Origin of the sequence: Duganella sp. LjRoot269 (assembly GCF_964254095.1) — a bacterium.
Taxonomy (GTDB): Bacteria; Pseudomonadota; Gammaproteobacteria; order Burkholderiales; family Burkholderiaceae_D; genus Rugamonas; species Rugamonas hordei.
On record NZ_CAXUSL020000001.1, the window covers coordinates 5,149,648 to 5,171,430 of the forward strand.

Annotated in this window: 17 protein-coding genes, 8 tRNA genes and 1 pseudogene; 6 read left to right on the forward strand and 20 right to left on the reverse strand. The window is 65.3% G+C overall.

What is annotated here, in order from left to right:
* The first annotated feature begins 40 nt into the window (after window positions 1-40).
* The 3 genes from ACSQ3S_RS22995 (at window position 41) to ACSQ3S_RS23005 (ending at window position 3,896) form a co-directional block, all read left to right on the forward strand.
* Window positions 41-1,417 carry a hypothetical protein gene (locus ACSQ3S_RS22995; RefSeq protein ID WP_436143897.1) on the forward strand — a complete coding sequence of 459 codons (1,377 nt, stop codon included), beginning with the start codon at window positions 41-43 and terminating at the stop codon, window positions 1,415-1,417.
* 98 nt (window positions 1,418-1,515) lie between these two features.
* Window positions 1,516-1,815, forward strand: a complete 300-nt coding sequence (locus ACSQ3S_RS23000; RefSeq protein WP_176651654.1) for a hypothetical protein — start codon at window positions 1,516-1,518, stop codon at window positions 1,813-1,815.
* An 11-nt stretch (window positions 1,816-1,826) separates the two neighbouring features.
* Window positions 1,827-3,896 (forward strand): S8 family serine peptidase, encoded by a 2,070-nt coding sequence (locus tag ACSQ3S_RS23005; RefSeq protein WP_436143898.1) that lies wholly within the window; start codon window positions 1,827-1,829, stop codon window positions 3,894-3,896.
* A 57-nt stretch (window positions 3,897-3,953) separates the two neighbouring features.
* Here the strand turns inward: ACSQ3S_RS23005 and ACSQ3S_RS23010 are convergent.
* The 13 genes from ACSQ3S_RS23010 to apbC form a co-directional block, all read right to left on the reverse strand.
* Window positions 3,954-4,029, reverse strand: a tRNA-Glu gene (locus tag ACSQ3S_RS23010).
* Window positions 4,030-4,068: 39 nt separating this feature from the next.
* Window positions 4,069-4,144, reverse strand: a tRNA-Glu gene (locus tag ACSQ3S_RS23015).
* Between the two features lie 140 nt (window positions 4,145-4,284).
* Window positions 4,285-4,360 (reverse strand) — tRNA-Glu (locus tag ACSQ3S_RS23020).
* A gap of 22 nt (window positions 4,361-4,382) precedes the next feature.
* Window positions 4,383-4,458, reverse strand: a tRNA-Ala gene (locus tag ACSQ3S_RS23025).
* A gap of 64 nt (window positions 4,459-4,522) precedes the next feature.
* Window positions 4,523-4,598: transfer RNA gene (locus ACSQ3S_RS23030), tRNA-Glu, on the reverse strand.
* A gap of 35 nt (window positions 4,599-4,633) precedes the next feature.
* Window positions 4,634-4,709: transfer RNA gene (locus tag ACSQ3S_RS23035), tRNA-Ala, on the reverse strand.
* Window positions 4,710-4,743: 34 nt separating this feature from the next.
* Window positions 4,744-4,819, reverse strand: a tRNA-Glu gene (locus ACSQ3S_RS23040).
* A 33-nt stretch (window positions 4,820-4,852) separates the two neighbouring features.
* Window positions 4,853-4,928, reverse strand: a tRNA-Ala gene (locus ACSQ3S_RS23045).
* Between the two features lie 84 nt (window positions 4,929-5,012).
* On the reverse strand, window positions 5,013-6,422 hold the full coding sequence (gene gltX / locus ACSQ3S_RS23050; RefSeq protein WP_436143899.1) for a glutamate--tRNA ligase: 1,410 nt from the start codon (window positions 6,420-6,422) through the stop codon (window positions 5,013-5,015).
* 29 nt (window positions 6,423-6,451) lie between these two features.
* The gene (locus ACSQ3S_RS23055; protein WP_413449151.1) at window positions 6,452-6,859 is read right to left on the reverse strand and encodes a VOC family protein; all 408 of its coding nucleotides are present in this window, start codon (window positions 6,857-6,859) and stop codon (window positions 6,452-6,454) included.
* A 142-nt stretch (window positions 6,860-7,001) separates the two neighbouring features.
* Window positions 7,002-7,622 carry a TetR/AcrR family transcriptional regulator gene (locus tag ACSQ3S_RS23060; RefSeq protein WP_436143900.1) on the reverse strand — a complete coding sequence of 207 codons (621 nt, stop codon included), beginning with the start codon at window positions 7,620-7,622 and terminating at the stop codon, window positions 7,002-7,004.
* Between the two features lie 5 nt (window positions 7,623-7,627).
* Window positions 7,628-8,020, reverse strand: a complete 393-nt coding sequence (locus ACSQ3S_RS23065) for a DUF4399 domain-containing protein (protein ID WP_176651659.1) — start codon at window positions 8,018-8,020, stop codon at window positions 7,628-7,630.
* Between the two features lie 15 nt (window positions 8,021-8,035).
* Window positions 8,036-9,151 (reverse strand): iron-sulfur cluster carrier protein ApbC, encoded by a 1,116-nt coding sequence (gene apbC / locus ACSQ3S_RS23070; RefSeq protein ID WP_353403020.1) that lies wholly within the window; start codon window positions 9,149-9,151, stop codon window positions 8,036-8,038.
* A 15-nt stretch (window positions 9,152-9,166) separates the two neighbouring features.
* Between apbC and metG the strand changes: the two are divergent.
* Both metG and ACSQ3S_RS23080 read left to right on the forward strand, forming a co-directional pair.
* A pseudogene (gene metG / locus ACSQ3S_RS23075) lies at window positions 9,167-11,392 on the forward strand (methionine--tRNA ligase); the annotation flags it as partial.
* A 10-nt stretch (window positions 11,393-11,402) separates the two neighbouring features.
* Window positions 11,403-11,882 (forward strand): GNAT family N-acetyltransferase, encoded by a 480-nt coding sequence (locus ACSQ3S_RS23080; RefSeq protein WP_176651662.1) that lies wholly within the window; start codon window positions 11,403-11,405, stop codon window positions 11,880-11,882.
* Window positions 11,883-11,964: 82 nt separating this feature from the next.
* Here ACSQ3S_RS23080 and ACSQ3S_RS23085 read toward each other — a convergent pair whose 3' ends face one another.
* The 7 genes from ACSQ3S_RS23085 to ACSQ3S_RS23115 all read right to left on the reverse strand — a co-directional run bounded on the left by ACSQ3S_RS23085 (window position 11,965) and on the right by ACSQ3S_RS23115 (window position 20,696).
* Window positions 11,965-12,729 carry a hypothetical protein gene (locus tag ACSQ3S_RS23085; RefSeq protein ID WP_436143901.1) on the reverse strand — a complete coding sequence of 255 codons (765 nt, stop codon included), beginning with the start codon at window positions 12,727-12,729 and terminating at the stop codon, window positions 11,965-11,967.
* Between the two features lie 3 nt (window positions 12,730-12,732).
* Entirely contained in the window at window positions 12,733-13,200 is a 468-nt protein-coding gene (locus ACSQ3S_RS23090; RefSeq protein WP_436143902.1) for a cache domain-containing protein, read from the reverse strand.
* Window positions 13,197-13,775 (reverse strand): hypothetical protein, encoded by a 579-nt coding sequence (locus tag ACSQ3S_RS23095; protein WP_413449153.1) that lies wholly within the window; start codon window positions 13,773-13,775, stop codon window positions 13,197-13,199. The genes ACSQ3S_RS23090 and ACSQ3S_RS23095 overlap by 4 nt, the downstream gene beginning before the upstream one ends.
* Window positions 13,776-13,784: 9 nt before the next feature.
* On the reverse strand, window positions 13,785-14,861 hold the full coding sequence (locus tag ACSQ3S_RS23100) for a porin (RefSeq protein ID WP_436143903.1): 1,077 nt from the start codon (window positions 14,859-14,861) through the stop codon (window positions 13,785-13,787).
* A 75-nt stretch (window positions 14,862-14,936) separates the two neighbouring features.
* Window positions 14,937-18,545 carry a hydantoinase B/oxoprolinase family protein gene (locus ACSQ3S_RS23105; RefSeq protein ID WP_436143904.1) on the reverse strand — a complete coding sequence of 1,203 codons (3,609 nt, stop codon included), beginning with the start codon at window positions 18,543-18,545 and terminating at the stop codon, window positions 14,937-14,939.
* A gap of 22 nt (window positions 18,546-18,567) precedes the next feature.
* Window positions 18,568-19,839, reverse strand: a complete 1,272-nt coding sequence (locus tag ACSQ3S_RS23110) for an MFS transporter (RefSeq protein ID WP_176651668.1) — start codon at window positions 19,837-19,839, stop codon at window positions 18,568-18,570.
* A gap of 83 nt (window positions 19,840-19,922) precedes the next feature.
* Entirely contained in the window at window positions 19,923-20,696 is a 774-nt protein-coding gene (locus tag ACSQ3S_RS23115) for a putative hydro-lyase (RefSeq protein ID WP_436143905.1), read from the reverse strand.
* Between the two features lie 154 nt (window positions 20,697-20,850).
* Between ACSQ3S_RS23115 and ACSQ3S_RS23120 the strand changes: the two genes are divergently transcribed.
* Window positions 20,851-21,783, forward strand: coding sequence for a LysR family transcriptional regulator (locus ACSQ3S_RS23120; protein ID WP_176651670.1), 933 nt, complete (start codon window positions 20,851-20,853; stop codon window positions 21,781-21,783).

The window sequence follows — 21,783 nt, forward strand, 5'->3', positions numbered from 1 at the left end:
ATGGCGGCGCTGGCCAACACCACAAACAAAAGGAGATGTCATGAACGAGTATCAACAATACTACGGACAACAGCAACTGGGCGGCCTGGCGCCGCAGGGTTTCCTGGGCGGCCTGCTGGGCGCGCCGCTGGGAGGCCTGATCGGCCGCGGCATCGGCGGCCTGTTCGGCAATGCCAATCTGGGCAGCCAGATCGGCCAGGCGGCCGGCGGCATCGGTGGTTCTTTCCTGCCGCTGGGCGTGGATCCCGTGACGGCAGCCTATGCACAACAAGCGCAGCAACAACAGCAGCTGCAACAAGCGCAACTGGCCCCGCAGGGCTGGTTCGGCAACATCATCAAGAGCGTGGCCCAACCGCTGGGCGGCGCCATCGGCGGCGCGTTCGGTAACGCCGGCCTGGGCAACACCATCGGCGGCATCGCCGGCCAACTTGGCGGCATGCTGCCGTTCTCCGCCGACCCGGTGGCACAGGCCTACGCTCAACAAGCTCAACTACAACAACTTCAGCAACTACAACAAGGCCTGGCCCCGCAGGGCTGGTTCGGCAACATCATCAAGAGCGTGGCCCAACCGCTGGGTGGCGCCATCGGCGGCGCGTTCGGTAACGCCGGCCTGGGCAACACCATCGGCGGCATCGCCGGTCAGCTTGGCGGCATGCTGCCGTTCTCCGCCGACCCGGTGGCACAGGCCTACGCTCAACAAGCTCAGCTGCAGCAACTACAACAACTTCAACAGGCACAACTGGCCCCCCAGGGCTGGTTCGGCAACATCATCAAGAGCGTGGCCCAACCGCTGGGCGGCGCCATCGGCGGCGCGTTCGGTAACGCCGGCCTGGGCAACACCATCGGCGGCATCGCCGGCCAGCTCGGCGGCATGCTGCCGTTCTCCGCCGACCCGGTGGCGCAGGCCTACGCACAACAAGCTCAACAGGCTCAACTGCAGCAGGCGCTGGCGCCGCAAGGCTTCTTCAGCAACCTGCTGCACCAGCAGCGTCCGTACGGCGGGTTGATCAGCCCGCCGATCTTCAGTCCCACGCCGACCATCGGCAGCCCCGGCATCGGCAACAGCGGCATCGTTCCGCCGTTGCTGCCGTTCGGTGCCGATCCGGTCACGCAGGCGTATGCCCAGCAACAGGCGCAACTGCAAGGCCTGGCGCCGCAGGGCTGGTTCGGCAACATCATCAAGAGCGTGGCCCAGCCGCTGGGTGGCGCGATCGGCGGCGCGTTCGGTAACGCCGGCCTGGGCAACACCATCGGCGGCATCGCCGGCCAACTGGGCGGCATGCTGCCGTTCGGCGTCGATCCGGTGACGGCGGCCTATGCGCAGCAGCAGGCGCAACTGGCACAGCTGGCACAGCAGACCCAACTGGCCAACGCCGGCAACACCGCCCAGTATGGCGGCCCGCAAACGCTGCACTAAGCCCGGCCCGGGATGATGACGAGGTGGCGCACAGGGCGCCACCCCTGCCCTCCGACGGCTGCGGCCGCGGAGGGCGTTGCACTTTCAAGGAGAACTCCATGACACAAGCGCAAGCCGCGCCGACCACACCGGGCAAAGCACGCTATCTGATCCACGCCCCCGGCGGTGCGCCGCTGACCGACTTCCTGGCGCTGGCCGACGTCGACCCGGAAATTACCGTGGTCGACGTGATCGGCCCGCGCGACAGCCCGCACACGGCCGTCGTTGAAATCAGTCCCGACAAAGCCCGCGTGCTGGCGCTGCATTTCAGCAGCGCCAGCACGCCTTCCCAGCAATTGACGATAGAACCGGACCAGCCGCTGTCGATGTTCGACCGCGCGCAGGCCGACCCGATTTGAAAGGAATACCCATGGCCAAGACTCCCAACGACGGCGCATCGATGTCGTCGGACCCCGCCGCCTCTGGCGGCGAACCCTCCGCCGCGCCGGCTGAAAACGCCGGACGCTCCAGCCGCAGTTCGGCCGCCGGCAGTTCCGGCTCGATCAGCGGATCCGGCGCCGGCGGCAACGAAGCGCGCGCGTCCGCCGATAGCGCCGGCGATGCCCCCAGCAGCACCGGCCGTGTGGTCGGCGCCCGCAAAAAACAATTCGTCATCGCCCCGCGCCAGATAGAAGGCTTGCAGACCTTGGGCCTGCAACCGCTGCAGTTCTCGGCGTTGGAACAGGCGCTGCGCAGCAGCAAGGATATCGAGGTGGTCGACACGGTCGGCCCGAAATCCGTGCTGGGCGCGCTGGCCGACGGCATGGGCGGCAGCCAGGGCGTCCTGGTGGCGCGCATGACGGAACAGAAAGCGGCCGTGCTGCATCAGCAAGGCCAGGGCCGCCTGCTGGTCGAACGCGACCAGCACCTGGCGCTGATGGAACCGTCGCTGATGCGCCAGCCCTCGCTGGTGACCGGCGTGACGCCGACCATGGGCGGCGGTCCGGTGCTGAACGCCTCCATCAGCGTGACCGGCAAGGACGGCGTGCCGCTGGCCGACGCCGAAGTGTCGCTGTTCGGCAGCATGCTGCCGGCCAGCGGCGTGACCGACGCCAACGGCCGGGTCACGCTGACCTTGTTCGGCGAAACACCCGAATCGGTGAGCGGCCTGTACGTCAAGCCCAAGGCCGACTACTGGAGCTTCTACCAGCGCGATCCCGACATCAGCACCGACGAGGCCAATGTGGTGGTGCTGCGCGCGCTGTCGGACTGGCCGGCGCTGGCGGGCTTCCCGCGCCAGCGCGCCTACGGCTGGGGCCAGAAGGCGATGCGGCTGGACCAGCTGCCCGGCAATTATCGGGGCCAGGGCATCAAGATCGCCATCATCGACTCGGGCGCCGCCACCACGCATGACAACCTGCGCGGCATCCGGGCCGGCTTCGACGTGCTGAACAAGAAAACCAATCCCGAGGGCTGGGACCAGGACACGCTGGGCCATGGATCGCACTGCGCCGGCGTGATCGCGGCGGCCGACATCGCGTCCGGCATCCGCGGCTTCGCGCCAGAGGCGGAAGTGCACGCCTGCAAGCTGTTCCCCGGTGGCCAGGTCAGCCAGCTGATCGACGCGCTGGAGTACTGCATCGACAAGCAGATCGACGTGGTCAACCTGAGCCTGGGCGGGGCCGAAGTGTCGGAGGCGCTGGAGCAGCAGATCGTGCGCGCCAAGCGGGCCGGCATCGCCTGCATCGTGGCGGCCGGCAATTCGGGCGGCGCGGTGCAGTATCCGGCGTCGTCGCCGAATGTGCTGGCGGTGGCGGCGGTCGGCAAGCTCGACGAGTTCCCGGCCGACAGCTACCACGCGCAGACGCTGGACCAGAACGTCGACGCCTACGGCTTTTTCACCGCCAAGTTCAGCTGCTTCGGACCGCAGGTGGCGGTGTGCGCGCCGGGCGTGGCGATCACGTCCTGCGTGCCGCCGAATAATTTCGCGGCCTGGGACGGCACCTCGATGGCGACTCCGCACGTGACGGGACTGGCCGCGCTGACGCTGGCGCACCACCCGGACTTCCAGACCCCGCAGTACAAGGCGCGCGGCGCCGAGCGTGTCGAGCGCTTGTTCCAGATCATCCGCGCCAGCGCGCACCGTGTCAGCCTGGCCGACCAGAGCCGCACCGGTTACGGCTTGCCGGATGTGCTGGTGGCGGTCGGCCTGCAGGCGCAGGCGGTACAACAGCCGGCGCAAGCCGTGGCGCCGCAGCAGGCCGGCGTGATGGCGCCGATGTCGGCGACGACGCTGGGGTCTCAGCTGGGCGCGCAGTTGGGAAGCCAGCTGGGCAGTCAATTCGGCGGCAATATGGCCGGCTTGATGGGCGGCGGCGCGGTCTACGATCCGCTGGGGCTGGACGTGGCGAGGTCGCAGATGGCCTACGGCTCGCAATGGCCGCAGCTGCATGTGGGCCGCTGGCCGATACCGGCGCCCTACAATCCCATCATGTGGTGATCCCGCGGCACCGGCCCTGAAATGCAAAAAGCCGCTCAAGGCGGCTTTTTGCATGTTTGGCGTCCCCAGGGGGATTCGAACCCCCGTACTCACCGTGAAAGGGTGATGTCCTAGGCCTCTAGACGATGGGGACAGAAATCTGTCCGAGTTACTGACCTTGCTGGAAAAATCCTGGCGTCCCCAGGGGGATTCGAACCCCCGTACTCACCGTGAAAGGGTGATGTCCTAGGCCTCTAGACGATGGGGACTTTTCCAAGGCGCGAATCATAGCAGTGAAATTCGCCAAAGGCAATACCAAGCCGTTGTTTTTACAGGAAAAACCCGAAACATTGGCCGTCACACAACGAATGGGCAACAAAAAAGCCGCTCGAGGCGGCTTTTGCAATCCTGGCGTCCCCAGGGGGATTCGAACCCCCGTACTCACCGTGAAAGGGTGATGTCCTAGGCCTCTAGACGATGGGGACATGTCGGTGCTCTCTGCGCTAATGGTGGAGGTAAGCGGGATCGAACCGCTGACCTCTTGCATGCCATGCAAGCGCTCTCCCAGCTGAGCTATACCCCCCGGGCGCAGAAAGTCTTCTGTCGTACTACGTTCACTGCACTACTGTTTCGTCAGCTGGCAAGGCTGGCGTCCCCAGGGGGATTCGAACCCCCGTACTCACCGTGAAAGGGTGATGTCCTAGGCCTCTAGACGATGGGGACCTTGGCACTACGGTTACTGCGTCGTTTCTGCGCGATGGTGGAGGTAAGCGGGATCGAACCGCTGACCTCTTGCATGCCATGCAAGCGCTCTCCCAGCTGAGCTATACCCCCCGGGCGCAAAAACATTTTTACTGCTTGCCATCGCTGGCGTCCCCAGGGGGATTCGAACCCCCGTACTCACCGTGAAAGGGTGATGTCCTAGGCCTCTAGACGATGGGGACCCTGGAACTACGGCACTACAAATCTCTGCAAACTGGTGGAGGTAAGCGGGATCGAACCGCTGACCTCTTGCATGCCATGCAAGCGCTCTCCCAGCTGAGCTATACCCCCGTTTGCGCGAGAGACAAGATTATAGCAGGGATGCCGTACTATGCAAATACCCTTTTGCAACTTTGCACAGGGATCAATTCACTATTACAAAAACTTCGCCAGACGCGCAACGATGGTCTCGCGGCCGAAGATCTGCAGCACCGCATCGATGGCCGGCGTTTGCAATTGGCCGGTGACGATCAGGCGCAGCGGCATGGCGATTTGCGGCATCTTCAGCGTGTTCGCGGCCAGCACTTCCTTGATCATCGCGGCCAACGCTTCCTTGCTCCACTCCACCGTCTTGCAGCGGTCGGCAAACTGCGCCAGCGCCGGCTTGACGGCGTCGGTCAGGTGCTGGGCCAGCAGCGCGGCGTCCGGCTGCGGTTCGCGGTAGAACAGCATCGCCGCATCGGCCAGCTCGTTGACGGTATTGACGCGCTCCTTCATCAGCGCCAGCACGGCCGGCAGCGCCGGCGCGCCGTCGAACATGGCGCCTGCTGCCAGCATGCGCGGCTTGGCCAAAGCGGCCAGGCGCTCGTTGTCGGCCTGCTTGATATAGTGGTTGTTGAGCCAGTTCAGTTTTTCGATATTGAACTGGGCCGCCGAGTTCGACAGGTGGGTGCCGTCGAACCATGCGATCACCTGCTCCATCGAGAACACTTCGTCGTCGCCGTGGCTCCAGCCCAGGCGCGCCAGGTAATTCAGGATCGCTTCCGGCAGATAGCCCTGCGCCGGGTAGTCCATGACGTTGACCGCGTCCTTGCGCTTGGACATTTTCTGGCCGTCGGCGCCCAGTATCATCGGCAGGTGGCCGTACAGCGGCAGCGGCGCGCCGATCGCGCGCAGGATGTTGATCTGGCGCGGCGTATTGTTAACGTGGTCGTCGCCGCGCAGCACGTGGCTGATCTGCATGTCCCAGTCGTCGACGGCCACGCAGAAGTTATAGGTCGGCGTGCCGTCCGGACGGGCGATGACCAGGTCGTCCAGTTCCTTGTTGCCGATGGTGATGGTGCCCTTGACGAAGTCGTCCCAGGTCACTTCGCCGTCAAGCGGGTTCTTGAAACGCACGACCGGCTTGCGGCCTTCGGGAATGGCCGGCAGCGTCTTGCCCGGCTCCGGGCGCCAGGTGCCGTCGTAGCGCGGCTTCTCGCCCGCCTCGCGCATGCGCTCACGCATCGCCTCGACCTCTTCCGGCGACGAGTAGCAATGGTAGGCGGTGCCCGCCTCCAGCATCTGCGCCACCACTTCGCGGTAGCGGTCCATGCGCTGCATCTGGTAGAACGGGCCTTCGTCGTGGCTCAGGCCCAGCCATTCCATGCCTTCGATGATGGCCTGCACAGCCTCCGGGGTCGAGCGCTCCAGGTCGGTGTCTTCGATGCGCAGCACGAAGGTGCCGCCGAAGTGACGGGCATAAGCCCAGGAGTACAGCGCCGTGCGGGCGCCGCCGAGGTGGAGGTAGCCGGTCGGGCTGGGTGCGAAACGGGTGCGGACTGGCTTGGCTGTTGCAATAGTCATCGAAGTAGGAATGCAGTGTGTAAAAGAAGCTATTTTACCGCGTCGGCGAGTCCTTGGCGCTCGAAGCCGGCACGGAAGCGCTCTTCCGCGTCGGCCCGGGTGTTAATTTCAAACAGCAGGCCGCCCGGCGCCTCGCAAAAGAAGCGCGAGCCGCGCTCGTGATGGAACACATCGGTTGTCATCGTCACGCCCGCCTCCTTGAACTGGCGGTGCAATGCGCGCACGTCTTCGACGGCGGACAATTCAAAGCCGAGGTGAAAGTTGTGCGGCCAGGCGACGGCGCGCTCGCGGGCGTCTTCAATGATGATGTCGAAGCCGGCCCGCTTGAGCGCCGTGAAGGCGCCGTGACGTTCGGCCATGCAGCCCAATTGGTCCACGAAGAAAGCAGTGGTGGCGGCGACGTCGTTCGATGGGAAGCTGAGATGGTTGAATTTCATGGTGTTTCTCCTGTTGTGAAGACAACAGAATACGGCCCGAAAACAGCGCCATCAACTCGCTTTCCGGCGCCGTCGCGCAACAGGAAAACCGTTGAACAAACAGGGACTTAGGCGCCGGGGAAGGTGGCGGCGACAGGTTTGCTCACATTTGGCGTGGCGCGGCGTCCAGATAGCCGAAGACGGCGGCGCCGACGCGGTACGCCAGGTCGTCCACATCGCGCTCGCCACGGCCGCCGGCCGAATCGGTCATGCCGCGCATCATCGCCAGCAGATCGGCGGCGGCGAAGTCCCTGCGCTGTTCGTCTTGCAAGTGACCGGGGCCGCCAGGCTTGCCCAGTATCTCCTTGAGCAGCGCGCGGAAGCGGAACTTGCCGCTGAGCGCCGCACGGATTTCGGGACGGTCTTCCTGCTGGTCCAGCAACAGCGCCAGCTGCGGCCGGGCCAGCTGCTGGCGCGCGGTGACGCCGATGAAAGCGGTGAGCGCCTCGCGGAAGGTGGGGAGTTCCAGCGTGGCGCTTGCCGCGTCATGAAAGGCGCGGTCCTCGCGCAGCAGCAGCGCCAGGGTCAAGGCATCCTTGCTGGGAAAATATTGGTACAGCGAACCGACGCTGGCGCCGGCCCGGCGCGCCACCGCGTTGGTGTTGAAGCCCTCCAGCCCGTCCTCCTCCAGCACCAGCGCGGCCGCCTCCAGCAGTGCGTCGACCGTGTGGACGGCGCGGCGCTGGCGCGGGGCTTTGCGGATGCGGAGCGCGTCGGGCTGCATTGCCCTTACTTGACGGTGACCTTGATCGACTTGCTCATGCCGGGACCGTAGGACTGGTGCAGGCCGTTGGCGAACTGCATCGACAAGGTATACGTGCCCGGCGCCAGCTTGACTTCGGTCTCGGTCTGGCCCTTGCCGAAGTGAATGTGGGTTTCGTCGGCGGGGATCACCTCGCCGGCCTTGACCGGCGTGGCGTTGATCAGCAGGTGGTGGTGGCCGGTGTTGGCCGTCATGTCGCCGGCCGGCTTGACTTCCATGCCGCTGACGGCGAACTTGACCTTGAACGGGCTGCTGACGGTGGCGCCGTCCGCCGGTTCGACGAACGATACCGACTGCTGGGCGAACGCGCTGGCGCTAACGGCGAGGAAGGCCGCGACCACTACTGATTTCAATTTCATATTGAATCTCCGGGGTTAGTCGTTCTTGATAACAATGCTGGGGAACTTGCTGGTCATATCCTTGGCCTTCTCCGAGACCTGCACCGCGATCTTGCGGGCGATATCCTTGTAGATGGCGGCGACCTGGCCGTCCGGCTCGGCAACCACGGTCGGCTTGCCGGAATCGGCCTGCTCGCGGATCGCCATGGTCAGCGGCAAGGCGCCGAGGAACTCGACGTTGAAATCCTTGCACATCTTCGCGCCGCCGCCGGCGCCGAAGATTTCCTCCGCGTGGCCGCAGTTCGAGCAGATATGGGTGCTCATGTTTTCCACGATGCCGAGGATCGGAATGCCGACCTTCTCGAACATCTTCAAACCCTTGCGCGCGTCCAGCAGCGCGATGTCCTGCGGCGTGGTGACGATGACGGCGCCGGTGACCGGCACTTTCTGCGACAAGGTCAGCTGGATGTCGCCGGTGCCGGGCGGCATGTCGACGATCAGGTAATCGAGGTCGCGCCAGTTGGTCTGCTCCAGCAGCTGCTGCAGCGCCTGCGTGACCATCGGGCCGCGCCACACCATAGGCTCGTCCGGGTCGATCAGGAAGCCGATCGACGATACCTGCACGCCGTGGTTTTCCAGCGGCTCCATGGTCTTGCCGTCCTTGGTTTCCGGCCGGCCGCTGACGCCCAGCATCATCGGTTGCGACGGGCCGTAGATGTCGGCGTCCAGCAGGCCGACCGAGGCGCCCTCGGCGGCCAGCGCCAGCGCCAGGTTGACGGCCGTGGTCGACTTGCCGACGCCACCCTTGCCGGAGGCGACGGCGATGATGTTCTTCACGTTCGGCATCAGCTTGAGGCCGCGCTGCACGGTGTGCGAAATAATCTTGCTCGTGACATTGACGCTGACGTTGCCGACGCCCGGCAGCGCGCGCAGGCCGGCGATCACGCTGGCGCGAACAGCGTCGAACTGGCTCCTGGCGGGGTAGCCCAGCTCGATATCGAGCGAGACGGCGTCGCCTTCCACCTTCAAATTCTTCACGGCCTTGCCGCTGACATAGTCTTTTGTTGTATTTGGGTCAATAATTTGGGACAGCGCGGCTTTGACGTCTTCTACTGTGATGCTCATGTAACTCTCCGTAAAATGTGCCCTCATTCTAGCGCATAGTGCGCGCTTGCCGCTTCCACTGTTAAAATGCTCTTTTTCCACCCACAAAGTGCATCAACCATGACCCGCAAGCTGTTTGTCACCACTGCCCTGCCCTACGCAAATGCCGCTTTCCATATTGGCCACATGATGGAGTACATCCAGGCCGACATCTGGGTCCGGTATCAGCGAATGCAGCGCGACGGCGACGCGCGACGCGTGGTGCACTTTGTCGGCGCCGACGACACCCACGGCACGCCGATCATGATCGCCGCCGAAAAGGAAGGCATCACGCCGCAGGAATTCGTGGCCAAGATCGCCGCCGGCCGCGCCCAGTACCTGGACGGTTTCCATATCGCCTTTGATAATTGGTATTCGACCGATTCGCCGGAAAACGTCGAGCTGTCGCAGGGCATCTACCGCAAGCTGCGCGACAACGGCCTGATCCAGACCAAGATCGTGCCGCGCTTCTACGACCCGGTCAAAGGCATGTTCCTGGCCGACCGCAACATCAAGGGCGAGTGCCCGGTGTGCCACGCCAAGGACCAGTACGGCGACAACTGCGAAGTGTGCGGCGCGGCCTACCAGCCGACCGAACTGATCAACCCGTTCTCGGTGTTCACCAACGCCACGCCCATCCTCAAGGATTCGGAGCAGTACTTCTTCAAGCTGTCCGACCCGCGCTGCTACCAGTTCCTCAAGGACTGGTTGAATACGCCGGGCCGCCTGCAGCCGGAGATGGTCAACAAGGTGTCCGAGTGGCTGGGCGAAGCCGGCGAAAAGCTGGCCGACTGGGATATCTCGCGCGACGCGCCCTACTTCGGCATCCCGATTCCCGACGCGCCGGGCAAGTTCTTCTACGTCTGGCTGGACGCGCCGGTCGGCTACCTGGCCAGCCTGAAGAACTACTGCGAAAAGCAAGGCATCGACTACGAGGCGCTGCTGAAGGATCCGGCCACCGAGCAGATCCACTTCATCGGCAAGGATATCGTGTCCTTCCACCTGCTGTTCTGGCCGGCGATGCTGAACTTCGCCAACCACCCGGTGATCGACAAGCTCAAGGTCAACGTGCACGGCCACCTGACCGTCAACAACGAGAAGATGTCGAAGTCGCGCGGCACCGGCATCTCGCCGCTGCGCTACCTGAACCTGGGCATGAACCCGGAATGGCTGCGCTACTACATCGCCTTCAAGCTGAACTCGAAAGTGGAAGACCTGGACTTCACCGGCGACGATTTCGTGGCCCGTGTCAACAGCGACTTGATCGGCAAGTACGTCAACATCGCTTCGCGCTGCGCCGGTTTCATCGCCAAGAAGTTCGACGGCAAGCTGGCCACCTCGCTGTCCGAGGGCGCGCAGGGCTGGATCAAGCGCGCGCTGGTCACCGCTGAAGGCGTCGAACGCCAGGCCAGCATCTCGGCCAACTTCGATGCGCGCGAATACGGCAAGGCGCTGCGCGAGATCATGGAAATCGCCGACATCACCAACCAGTATGTCGACGAGAACAAGCCGTGGATACTGGCCAAGGACGAGGCCAAGCTGGCCGAACTGCACGACGTCTGCACCACCGCGCTGATCCTGTTCCGCCAGCTGACCATCCTGCTGTCTCCGGTGCTGCCGGGCGTTGCCGCCAATGTCGCCAAGTTCCTCAACGACGAGCAGCTGATGTGGGCCGATACCGATGTGGCCAGCGGCGCGGTCTCGGCCGCGATGCTGGGCCGCACCATCGGCGCCTACTCGCACCTGATGACACGCGTCGACGCCAAGATGATCGAAGACCTGTTCGACGCCCCATCGCAGCAGGCGGCCGCCGCAGCGGCCCCGGTTCCCGCAGCCAAGGCCGCCAAGCCTGCCGCCGTGGCCGCGGTGCCGGCCGCGCCGATGCCGGAAGGCGTGGAAGAACTGGCGCCGCAGATCAGTATCGATGACTTCGTCAAGATCGACCTGCGCGTGGCCAAGATCGTCAACTGCGAGCACGTCGACGGTTCCGACAAGCTGCTGCGGCTGACCTTGGACGTCGGCGAAGGCCGCTTGCGCAACGTCTTCTCCGGCATCAAATCGATGTACCAGCCGGAAGACTTGGTCGGCAAGCTGACCGTGATGGTGGCCAACCTGGCGCCGCGCAAGATGAAGTTCGGCGTGTCCGAAGGCATGGTGCTGGCCGGTTCGGCCAAGGACGAAAAAGCCAACCCTGGCATCTACATCCTCAATCCGTGGCCGGGCGCTGAGCCTGGCATGCGTATCCGCTAAGGGCGTCTGCATGAACATCGTGGTACGTGAAGCAACGAATGACGATGCCAAGCTGATTGCCGACCTCACGCGCGCCGCGTGGGCCGGCAAGGTCAACGTCACTTCCAGCGGCCACCGCGAAACCGCCGTCCTCGTCGCAGAACACCTGCGCGATGGCGGCGGTTTTGTTTTGCTGGTCGACGAGCGGCCGGTGGGCTCGGTGCGCTGGCTGCCGCTCGATTCGGATGCCGACGTGTGGGAAATCTGCCGCATGGGCGTGCTGCCCGAGTACCGGGGCGGCAACCTGTCGCAGCACCTGCTGGAAGCGGTGATCCATCACGGCCTGGCCACCGGCGTCGAGGAAGTGCGGCTCGCCGTGCGCAGCGACCAGCCCAAGCTGATCGACTTCTACACCGCCTTCGAATTCGAACTGGCCGAGGAACTCGAATACTCGCACGCCAATCCGATGGAGCCGCCGCCGCTGGTGATGCGCCGTTCGCTCAAGCACTGAATCCCCAGGCATGCCGATTGAATTCAACGCATGCTGGCAAGCCGGGTGGCGATAAACCGGGCAGGCAGGTACGCTGGACACTTCAGCCGGCGGCAGGCGCGGCCGGCAGCTTGCGGCGGGTCGCCAGCTGAAGCGCCAACGCGGCCAGCACGGCGGCCGCAAAACCCGCCGTCAGGCCCAGTCGCGGCAGGGTCACCGACAGCGTGAAGCAGAAGGCCACGAACGAGTACAGTCCCGCCGCCATGGCGCGCAGCAGCGCCGCGGCGAAGGCCATGCCTTGGGCCCGATGCGAAAACACGGCCAGCACGATGCCCAGGATAGGAAACACCGCCAGCAGCCCGCTCCAGTGCGCGCCGAGCATACGCGCGGCCAGCGTCACGGCCAGCGTCAGCAGCGCGCCGGCCAGCATCCGCAGCGGCAGCTCGGCCGCCGCCAGCGAGCGGGCGCCGGGCGCCGCCACCGCCGGGAACAGACGCGGCGCGGCCGCCAGCGTTGCCAGCGCCACCAGCAGCGATGCCGCCGCGGACACCGGCAGCCACGAGAGCCCCCAGGCCGCCGCCACCCATCCCGCCAAGGCTGCCGGCAGCGCCACCGGCCAGCCGGCGCGGCGCGCCGCGTGCGCATACGCGACGCTGAACACCACCGACGCGAACACCGCCGACAGCGCCGCCGATGCCGCGTGGGCAGCGAATTCCGTGCCCTGCTCGGCGGCCAGGAAGAACAGGATGGGACCGGTCACCACCGGCAGCCCGGCCAGCCAGCCGGCCACCGCCGGTCCCCAGCGCTGGCCGGCAAGCGACAGCGCCAGCAGAAACACCGGCACCAGCAATACCTTCAGCGCCAGCATCGCTTATTTGTAGACGCCGCAGCCGATGATCACGTCATCGACCCGCTCCACGTAGGTACGCTTGCCGTCGATCTGCCCGGTGACCGGGTTGGGCCACTTGTAGTCGACCCAGCCCTTGCCCTCCGCCGCCGTGCCCAAGGCCAGGATGTCCTTGATCAGGTACTTGCCGTCGGCATCCTTCATCTCCTTGACGTTCTTGCCCACCAACTTGATGTTGGCGCCGTTGGCCAGTTCGACGCCGTCGCCGTTGGCGCCGAAAGCGAAGATGTACAAATCCTTGTGGATGAACTGTCCCTTCGGATTATTGAACTCGGCAAAGGCCTTTTCCTTGCCGTTCTTCTTCAGGAACTCGCCGGCTTTCTTGACCATCGCCACCGCTTCGTCGGCGGTACCCTTCTCCGCTGCGCCGGCGCCACCATTGAACATCAGCGCAGCGCAGCCCACTACCAGATATTTCAGCAGGTTCTTCATTTTTCAACTCCCTCGGTTAAAAGTCGATCTCTTAAAAGTCGATTATTGGATGCCAGCCAGGCCAGCACCGGTCCCACGCCGACAACATCCGCCGCGCGGGCGATGACGGCTTCGGTGGCGCACCACGGATAAGGCAGCGAAGCCACCCATTTCATGACCCGCTCCTGGGCGGCCGGCGGCAGTATCTGCATCACCTCCACGGTGATCGCCAGCCGCTCGGCCAGACCGGTGAGGTCCTCGAAATGCCAGTCGTAGCGCCCGCAGCCCACCCGCACATTGCCGCTGCCCTTGTCCGTCATCGCCACCAACCATTCGCAACTGAAGACAGGAATCGGCTGTCCCGGCGGCGGCGTCAGGCAAAACGTATAGACGTTCTCGTAGCTTTGCCCGAAGCGGCGCACCAGCACGTCCGCTATGGCCTCGCGTCCCTGCGACAACGGCGGAAACGCGATGCTTTCAGTGTTGACCTGCATCGACAGCATGGCGTCCTCGCTGAACGCTTCGGCCATCAAGTGCGGGCGATTGCCATCCTTCGCCAGCAAATAGCTGTGGATGGTATGGGCGGGTGAGCGCATGGCGGCCGCCTAGAAGATGTGGCGGATGCCCAGGTTCAGGCCACGGTTGCCGGTGCCGCCCTCGATTGCGCTGCCGACCGTGTAGCCGGCGCCGTTCTTGTTGCGGATGTACGCGTACACCGCATACAGGTCCGTGCGCTTGGACAGGTTGTAGCGATAGCCGGCCGCCAGTTGCTCGGCATCCTGGTTGAAGCTGGTCTTGTCGTTCTTGCGGATGTAGGAGGCCAGCCAGGTGCCGACGCCCTGCGGCACCGTCACGCCCAGCAGCACCACATTGCTGTCGGTGGTCGGTGTCGGCGCGACGGCGTAGCCGAACGGGTTGTTCAGGTTGCGCGGCAAGGCGCTGTTCAATCCCTTGTCGACGCCGTAGGCGAAGTGCGCCTTCGCCACGCCGAAGTCGTACAGCGCCGTCAGCACGGTGTTCTTGGCGCTGCTGGTGTTCTTCAGCGTGGCCGTGTTGTTGTTGCGGTTGTGATGGGCCAGGCGCACCACCAGCGGGCCGTTGGTGTAGGCCAGCGCGCCGCCGAACTGGCGCTGCGCCGTGCTGTCGCCGGCGACTTCGCCGGCGCCGTAGACCACTTCCGCGCTGAAGCCGTTGACCACCGGCGACGCGTACTTGACCGCGTTGTCCATGCGGCTGGCGCTGTTGCCGGTCGAGGCCATCAGGTTCTTGGTGTCGCCCGCCGTGCCGGAACCGAACGGATCGACCGCCGCCACCGCCAGGTACTGCGGCGTGTACTGGCGGCCCAGGGTCAGCGTGCCGGCGGTCTTGCTCTGCAGCCCGACGTAGGCCTGGCGGCCGAACAGCAGGCCGCCCTGCCCCATCGCGCCGGTGTCGGCCTGGAAGCCGTTCTCCAGCAGGAAGATGGCCGACAGGCCGTTGCCCAGGTCTTCGGTGCCCTTGAAGCCCAGGCGCGAGCCGGACTCCACGCCGCTGGTCAGCTTGGTGGCGGAAGCGGCCGCGCCCACACCGCCGCTTTCGCGCACCACCGCCATGTCGACGATGCCGTACACCGTCACGTTGGATTGGGCTGCAGCCGTCCCTGCCAATGCGCTCAGCATGAGCGCAAGCATAGTCTTTTTCATTTTTATCCCCGTTTGAATAGGCTCTGATGTTGGAGACGGGATAACGAGCCCTGGCTATCCCGCCTTATTTAAAGCTTATGAACCGAAGCCGCCGCCGCCCGGCGTCTCGATCGCGAACACGTCGCCGGCCTGCATCTCGGCGGTGTGCGTGGCGCCGAACTCCTCGACCGAACCGTCGCCGCGTTCGACCCAGTTGCGGCCCAGCGCGCCGGGCGCCGCGCCCTCCAGCCCGAACGGCGCGATGCGGCGGTGGCCGGCCAGGATGTTGGCCGTCATCGCCTCCAGGAAGCGGATGCGGCGCAATGCTCCGTCGCCGCCGCGCTGCGTTCCCTCGCCGCCGCTGCCGCGCCGGATCGCATGGGTTTCAACCAGCACCGGGAAGCGCCACTCCAGCACTTCCGGATCGGTCATGCGCGAGTTGGTCATGTGGGTCTGCACGGCGGCCGTGCCGTCAAAGCCGGGACCGGCGCCGGAACCGCCGGCGATGGTCTCGTAGTACTGGTGCTCCTCGTTACCGAAGGTGAAGTTGTTCATCGTGCCCTGCGAGGCCGACATCACGCCCAGCGCGCCGTACAGCGCGTCGGTGACGTACTGCGACACCTCTACGTTCCCCGCCACCACCGCCGCCGGATAGCGAGGATTGAGCATCGAGCCTTCCGGGATGATCAGGTTGAGCGGCTTGAGCACGCCCTCGTTCATCGGAATGTCGCTGTCGATCAGCGTGCGGAACACGTACAGCACGGCGGCCTTGCAGACCGACAGCGGCGCGTTGAAGTTGGTCGGCCGCTGCCCGCTGGTGCCGGTGAAGTCCACCGTCGCGCTGCGGCTGGCGTGGTCGATGGTCAGCTTGACCTTCAGCACCGCGCCATCGTCCATCTCGTACGAGAAGCTGGCGTCGCGCAGGCCGCCGATGGCTTTGCGCACCGCCGCTTCGGCGTTGTCCTGCACGTGCTGCATGTAGGCCAGCACCACGTCCTCGCCGTAGCAGGAAGCCGCCTTCAGCAACTCGTTGGCGCCGGTTTCGCAGGCGCCCAGTTGCGCGATCAGGTCGGCGATGTTCTGGTCGATGTTGCGGCTCGGCCAAGGGCCGGCGGCGAACAGTTCGCGCACCATCGGCTCCAGGAACACGCCACGGTCGACGATCTTGATGTTATCCAGCAGGACGCCTTCTTCCAGGATGCTGGTGCTGTTGGGCGGCATCGAGCCGGGCGTGATGCCGCCGACGTCGCCGTGGTGGCCGCGCGCGGCGACGTAGAACAGCGGCGCCTCGCTGTCTCCGTACACCGGGCAGACGATGGTGATGTCCGGCAGGTGGGTGCCGCCGTTGTACGGTACGTTGAGCACATACGCGTCGCCCGGCGCCATCGTCGCCGCATGCTGGCGGATCACGCACAGCACGCTGTCGCTCATCGAGCCCAGGTGCACGGGAATGTGCGGCGCGTTGGCGATCAGGTTGCCGTGGCGGTCGAAGATCGCGCAGGAAAAGTCCAGGCGCTCCTTCATGTTGACCGAGTAGGCGGTGTTCTCCAGCGTGGTACCCATCTGCTTGGCGATCGACATGAACAGGTTGTTGAAGATCTCCAGGTAGATCGGATGCACGGCGGTGGTCATCTTGTGGGCGCTGCCGGCGGCCACGCTGCGCTCCAGCATCAGCGTGTGGTCGGGCAGTACGCGCGCGGTCCAGCCGGCGTCCACCACGGTGGTGGCGATCTCCTCGCGGATCAGCGCCGGACCGGTCACGCGGCTGCCGACCGCCAGCTCGGCGCGCACGTGCAGCGCGATCGGCACGGTCTGGCCGTCGACGTAGCTGTAGACGCGGCCCGCCGAGTCGGCACCGCCGCCGGCCGGCACTTCGATGACGAAGTCCGCGCCGTCGCCGGCGCCGATCGCCTCGGCCGATACCGATTCGATCACCAGCGGCTGGCCTTCCATCACGAAGCCGAAGCGGCCGCGGTACAGCGCCGCGAAGGCCTCGCCCATTTCGGTCACGCTGCCCAGCGGGATGACGAAGGCCGAATCGCTGTCCTGGTACTTCAGCCGCGCGCACAGCTCGACGCGGATATCGTCCTGCGCCACCTGCTGTTCCAGCAGTTCGGTGGCGGCATCGCGCGCCAGTTCCACCAGCTTGGGACCCAGCTGGTCCAGCGTCGCCTCGCTCAGCAGCTGCTCGACGGCGCCCTCGCGCATCGCCCGGATATCGGCCAAACCCATGCCGAAGGCGGACAGCACGCCGGCAAACGGGTGGATGACGATCTTGGTCATGCCCAGCACGTCGGCCACGCGGCAGGCATGCTGGCCGCCGGCGCCGCCGAAGCAGCACATGGCGTAGCGACTGACGTCATAGCCGCGCTCCACCGAGATCGACTTGATCGCCTGCGCCATGTTGTCGACCGCCACCGCCAGGAAGCCGTCGGCCACGGCCGATGGCGACAGGCGGGTGCCGGTTTCACGGGCGATGCGCTCGGACAGTTCGCCGAAGGCGCGCACCACCACGTCGCGGTCCAGCGGCTGGTCGCCGTTGGGGCCGAACACGTGCGGGAAGTGCTCCGGCTGGATACGGCCCAGCATCACGTTGCAATCGGTGACAGTCAGCGGCCCGCCCTTGCGGTAGCTGGCCGGCCCCGGATTGGCGCCGGCCGATTCCGGGCCGACCTTGAAGCGGCCGTTCTCGAAGCTGCAGATCGAGCCGCCGCCGGCCGCCACGGTATGGATGTGCATCATCGGCGCACGCACCCGCACGCCGGCCACCACGGTTTCAAACACCCGCTCGTACGCGCCGTCGTAGTGGGCGACGTCGGTCGAGGTGCCGCCCATGTCGAAGCCGATCACCTGTTTCAGGCCGATCGCCTCGCAGCTCTTGACCGCGCCGACGATGCCGCCGGCGGGGCCGGACAGGATCGCGTCCTTGCCCTGGAAGCGGCCGGCGTCCGTCAGGCCGCCGTTGGACTGCATGAACATGATGCGCACGTCGCCCGTGTCGGCCGACACCCGCGACACGTAGTCCCGCAGCACCGGCGACAGGTAGGCATCGACCACCGTCGTGTCGCCCCGGCCGACGATCTTCATCAACGGGCTGACCTGGTGGCTGACGGAGATCTGCGTGAAGCCCGTCTCCTCCGCCAGCGCCCGCAGCCGCTGCTCGTGCTGAGGATAGCGATAGGCGTGCATCAGCACGATGGCGATGGCGTCGATGCCCTTTGCGCGCAAGGCCATCAGCTGGCCGCGCAGCCGCTCTTCATCCGGCGCTTCCAGCACTTCGCCGCGCGCGCCGATGCGTTCGTCGATCTCGATCACTTCCTCGTAGATCAGGTCCGGCAGGTCGATGCGCATGGCGAAGATGTCCGGCCGGTCCTGGTAGCCGATGCGCAGCTGGTCGGCAAAGCCGCGCGTGATCGCCAGCGCGGTGCGCGCGCCCTTGCGCTCCAGCAGCGCGTTGGTGGCCACGGTGGTGCCCATCTTGATCACTTCGATCTGGTCCGCCGGCAGCGGATCGCCCGTCTTCAGTCCGAGCAGGTCGCGCATGCCTTGCGTGACCGCGTCGTCGTAGCGCTCCGGATACTCGGATAGCAGCTTGTGCGTCACCAGCTTGCCGTCCGGACGACGCGCGACGATGTCGGTGAAGGTGCCGCCGCGGTCGACCCAGAACTGCCAGCGAAGTTGTTGAGCGGGGATGTCGTTTTTCATGGTGTTACCTCTACAGTCTAAATCAGGATTCGAGTTTCTTGCCGGCGGTTTCAGGCAGCGTCAGCGCGGCCAGGATCATCACGCCGTAGGCGGTGCCGGCGAAGATGCCGATCGCCTCGCCCAGCGCCATCGACTGGCTGCTCATGCCTATCATCAGCGGGAACAGCGAGCCGATCGCGCGGCCCATGTTGTAGCTGAAGCCCTGGCCGGAGCCGCGAATCGAGGTCGGGAACAACTCGGTCAGGAAGGCGCCCATGCCGCTGAACACGCCGGACACGCAGAAACCGAGCGGGAAGCCGAGGAACAGCATCACGCCGTCGGTCACCGGCAGGCGGGTGTAGGCCAGGGCGATGCACATCGAGCCGGTGGCGAACAGGATGAAGTTCTTCTTGCGGCCCAGGTAGTCGGTCAGGAAGGCGCTGACGATGTAGCCCACGTACGAGCCGACGATGACCATCGCCAGGTAGCCGCCGGTGCCCAGCACCGTCAGGTGGCGCTCGGTCTTGAGGAAGGTGGGCAGCCAGGTGGTGATGGCGTAGTAGCCGCCTTGGGCGCCGGTGGTCAGCAGGACGGCGCGCAAGGTGGTGCTCAGCATTTTCGGCGCGAAGATCTGGGCGAACGAGGCGCGGTCTTCCGGCGCCACCGCCTTCTGCTGCGCCACGAACAGTTCCGGCTCATCGACGAAGCGGCGGATGAAGATCACGAACAGCGCCGGCAGTATCCCCAGCAGGAACAGCGAGCGCCATGCCCATTCGGGCGGCAGCAGCGAGAACATCAGCGCATACAACAGCGCCGACACGCCCCAGCCGATGGCCCATCCCGCCTGCACCATGCCGACCGCCTTGCCGCGGTCCTTGGCGCGGATTACCTCGCCGATCAGGATGGCGCCGGCGGTCCATTCGCCGCCCATGCCGAAGCCCATCAGGCCGCGCGCCACCAGCAGCTGCTGGAAGTTCTGCGCCAGGCCGCACAGCACGGTGAAGAAGGCGAACCACAGGATGGTCAGCTGCAGCGTCTTGACGCGGCCGATGCGGTCCGACAGGATGCCGGCGATCCAGCCGCCGGCGGCGGAGGTCAGCAAGGTGACGGTGCCGATCAAGCCGGCGTCGCCCTTGGACAGGCCCCAGGTGGCGATCAGCGTCGGGATCACGAAGCTGAGGAATTGCGTGTCCATCGCGTCGAGCGCATAGCCGATCTTGCAGCTCCAGAAGGTGCGGCGCTCCTTGCCGGTCAATGCGTGGAACCAGGAGAAAAATCCCTCCTCCCGGGTGGTTGCTAGTGCTCTGGTATTCATGGTGCTCCCCTTTTTGTTTGGCGTAGCAATCCCCGTTCGGACACGCGCTGCGGGTCCGTCCTGGGTGCCACTTTGGTTTTAAGTTAGAACGCTGCTAAGGATGAATTCAGTATGTCGGTCACCAGCATGTAGCCCGGCTGGTGGGTGATCGCCAGCGGCAGGCGCGCATGGCGGATGGCTTCCTGCGGCGTGACGCCGCATGCCCAGAAGACCGGTATTTCGTCAGGCATGATCTCGACCGGATCGCCGTACTCTGGATGGTCGATGTCGGCGATGCCGATCAGCGACGGGTCGCCCAGGTGCACCGGAGCGCCGTGCACCGCCGGGTAGCGGCTGGTGATCTGGATCGCGCGGATCGCATCGGCGGCCTTCATCGGCCGCATCGACACCACCATCTCGCCGCCGAATGGGCCGGCGCCCTGGTTGCGGATATTGGTGCGGTACATGGCGACGTTCTTGCGCTGCTTGATGTGACGCAGTGGGATGCCGGCCTCGATCAGCATCTGCTCGAACGAGAACGAACAGCCGATCGCGAACACCACCAGGTCGTCGCGCCAGACGTCGTGCAGCGCATGCGTCTGCGACGCCAGCTGGCCGCCGCGATAGATGTTGTAGCCGGGAGTGTCGCTGCGCAGGTCCATGTCCTCGCCGAGACGGGTCACGTTCCACTGCCCCGGTTCGCCGACCGCCAGCAACGGGCAGGCGCGCGGATTGCGCTGGCAGAACAGCAGGAAATCGTCGGCATGCGCCTGCGGCAGGATCACCAGGTTGGCCTGGGCGTACGGGCCGCAATAGCCGGCGGTCGGCAGGCGGAATTCGCCGCTGCGTACCTTGTGACGTAATTCAAGTGGGGTCATTGGGTGGCTCGCTTATTCAGTAAAAAAATTACATGAGTTAAGAATAAACTTGAATACCCCTACACGCCATCTAGTTATTTTTGCTGTTGTTGTATAGTTTTTCTTACCACTCCGCGCTATCTTGGTGCGGACGGTTAAGGTATTCTTGTTTCCCATGAATACCCGCTTCCTCGAGACCTTCGTCACCCTCGCCCAGCTGCGCAGCTTCCGCGCCACGGCCCGCGCGCTGCATGCGACGCCGGCCGCCATCTCGCTGCGCATCAAGACGCTGGAGGAGGAACTGCAGACGGAACTCATCGACCGCAGCAGCAAGGACTTCCGCCTGACCGCCAACGCCGAATATCTGCTGGCACCGGCCAAGGCGGTGGTCGACGCCACGCGCCGGCTGGTGGCGGCGGCGCAAAAGGACAGCGCGATACGCGGCCGCCTGCGGGTCGGCGTGATCGAATCGGTGGTGCACAGCTGGCTGGCGCAGTACATCCGCGAATTGAACACGATGTACCCGGAGCTGGAAGTGGACCTGGCGGTCGACATGAGCAACGTGCTGGAACGGCGCCTGCGGGCGCGCGAGCTCGATCTGGTGATACAGGTGGAAGGCGTGGAGAGCAGCGATATCGTCTCCGAGGCGCTGGCGGTGTATCCGCTGCACTGGATCGCCCGCAAGGGCTTGATCGACACGCGCAAGGAAGGTTTGAACCAGCGCCTGCTGGCGCTGCCCATCCTGACTTTCGGACGGGGCACGGCGCCGCAGCGCATGATCGAGGAGATCGTCAGCAAGATGGCCAACCTGGCGATGGTGCCGCTGGAGCAGACGCGCATCACCTGCTCGCCGTCGGTGGCGGCCATCGTGCAGCTGGTGAAGGACGGCTACGGCGTGGCGGCCATCCCCAGCCTGTTCGTGGTCGACGCGCTCAAGAGCGGCGAGTTTATCGAGCTGCCGGTGCAGCCGGAACCGCCTTCGATCATCGTCTCGATGTGCTTCCATTCAAACGCCGAGATGCTGGTGCACGCCGCCGCCAACGCCGCCCGCCAGGCCTGCGCCAGCTACTGCGCGCAAGTCGATCCGCGCTATATCAAGTCGCTATAG

Bases quoted from the DNA above. Each gene is read 5' to 3' on its own strand.
- ACSQ3S_RS22995 (WP_436143897.1), top strand. From the start codon at position 41: ATGAACGAGTATCAACAATACTACGGACAACAGCAACTGGGCGGCCTG.
- ACSQ3S_RS23000 (WP_176651654.1), top strand. From the start codon at position 1,516: ATGACACAAGCGCAAGCCGCGCCGACCACACCGGGCAAAGCACGCTAT.
- ACSQ3S_RS23005 (WP_436143898.1), top strand. From the start codon at position 1,827: ATGGCCAAGACTCCCAACGACGGCGCATCGATGTCGTCGGACCCCGCC.
- gltX (WP_436143899.1), bottom strand. From the start codon at position 6,422: ATGACTATTGCAACAGCCAAGCCAGTCCGCACCCGTTTCGCACCCAGC.
- ACSQ3S_RS23055 (WP_413449151.1), bottom strand. From the start codon at position 6,859: ATGAAATTCAACCATCTCAGCTTCCCATCGAACGACGTCGCCGCCACC.
- ACSQ3S_RS23060 (WP_436143900.1), bottom strand. From the start codon at position 7,622: ATGCAGCCCGACGCGCTCCGCATCCGCAAAGCCCCGCGCCAGCGCCGC.
- ACSQ3S_RS23065 (WP_176651659.1), bottom strand. From the start codon at position 8,020: ATGAAATTGAAATCAGTAGTGGTCGCGGCCTTCCTCGCCGTTAGCGCC.
- apbC (WP_353403020.1), bottom strand. From the start codon at position 9,151: ATGAGGGCACATTTTACGGAGAGTTACATGAGCATCACAGTAGAAGAC.
- ACSQ3S_RS23080 (WP_176651662.1), top strand. From the start codon at position 11,403: ATGAACATCGTGGTACGTGAAGCAACGAATGACGATGCCAAGCTGATT.
- ACSQ3S_RS23085 (WP_436143901.1), bottom strand. From the start codon at position 12,729: ATGCTGGCGCTGAAGGTATTGCTGGTGCCGGTGTTTCTGCTGGCGCTG.
- ACSQ3S_RS23090 (WP_436143902.1), bottom strand. From the start codon at position 13,200: ATGAAGAACCTGCTGAAATATCTGGTAGTGGGCTGCGCTGCGCTGATG.
- ACSQ3S_RS23095 (WP_413449153.1), bottom strand. From the start codon at position 13,775: ATGCGCTCACCCGCCCATACCATCCACAGCTATTTGCTGGCGAAGGAT.
- ACSQ3S_RS23100 (WP_436143903.1), bottom strand. From the start codon at position 14,861: ATGAAAAAGACTATGCTTGCGCTCATGCTGAGCGCATTGGCAGGGACG.
- ACSQ3S_RS23105 (WP_436143904.1), bottom strand. From the start codon at position 18,545: ATGAAAAACGACATCCCCGCTCAACAACTTCGCTGGCAGTTCTGGGTC.
- ACSQ3S_RS23110 (WP_176651668.1), bottom strand. From the start codon at position 19,839: ATGAATACCAGAGCACTAGCAACCACCCGGGAGGAGGGATTTTTCTCC.
- ACSQ3S_RS23115 (WP_436143905.1), bottom strand. From the start codon at position 20,696: ATGACCCCACTTGAATTACGTCACAAGGTACGCAGCGGCGAATTCCGC.
- ACSQ3S_RS23120 (WP_176651670.1), top strand. From the start codon at position 20,851: ATGAATACCCGCTTCCTCGAGACCTTCGTCACCCTCGCCCAGCTGCGC.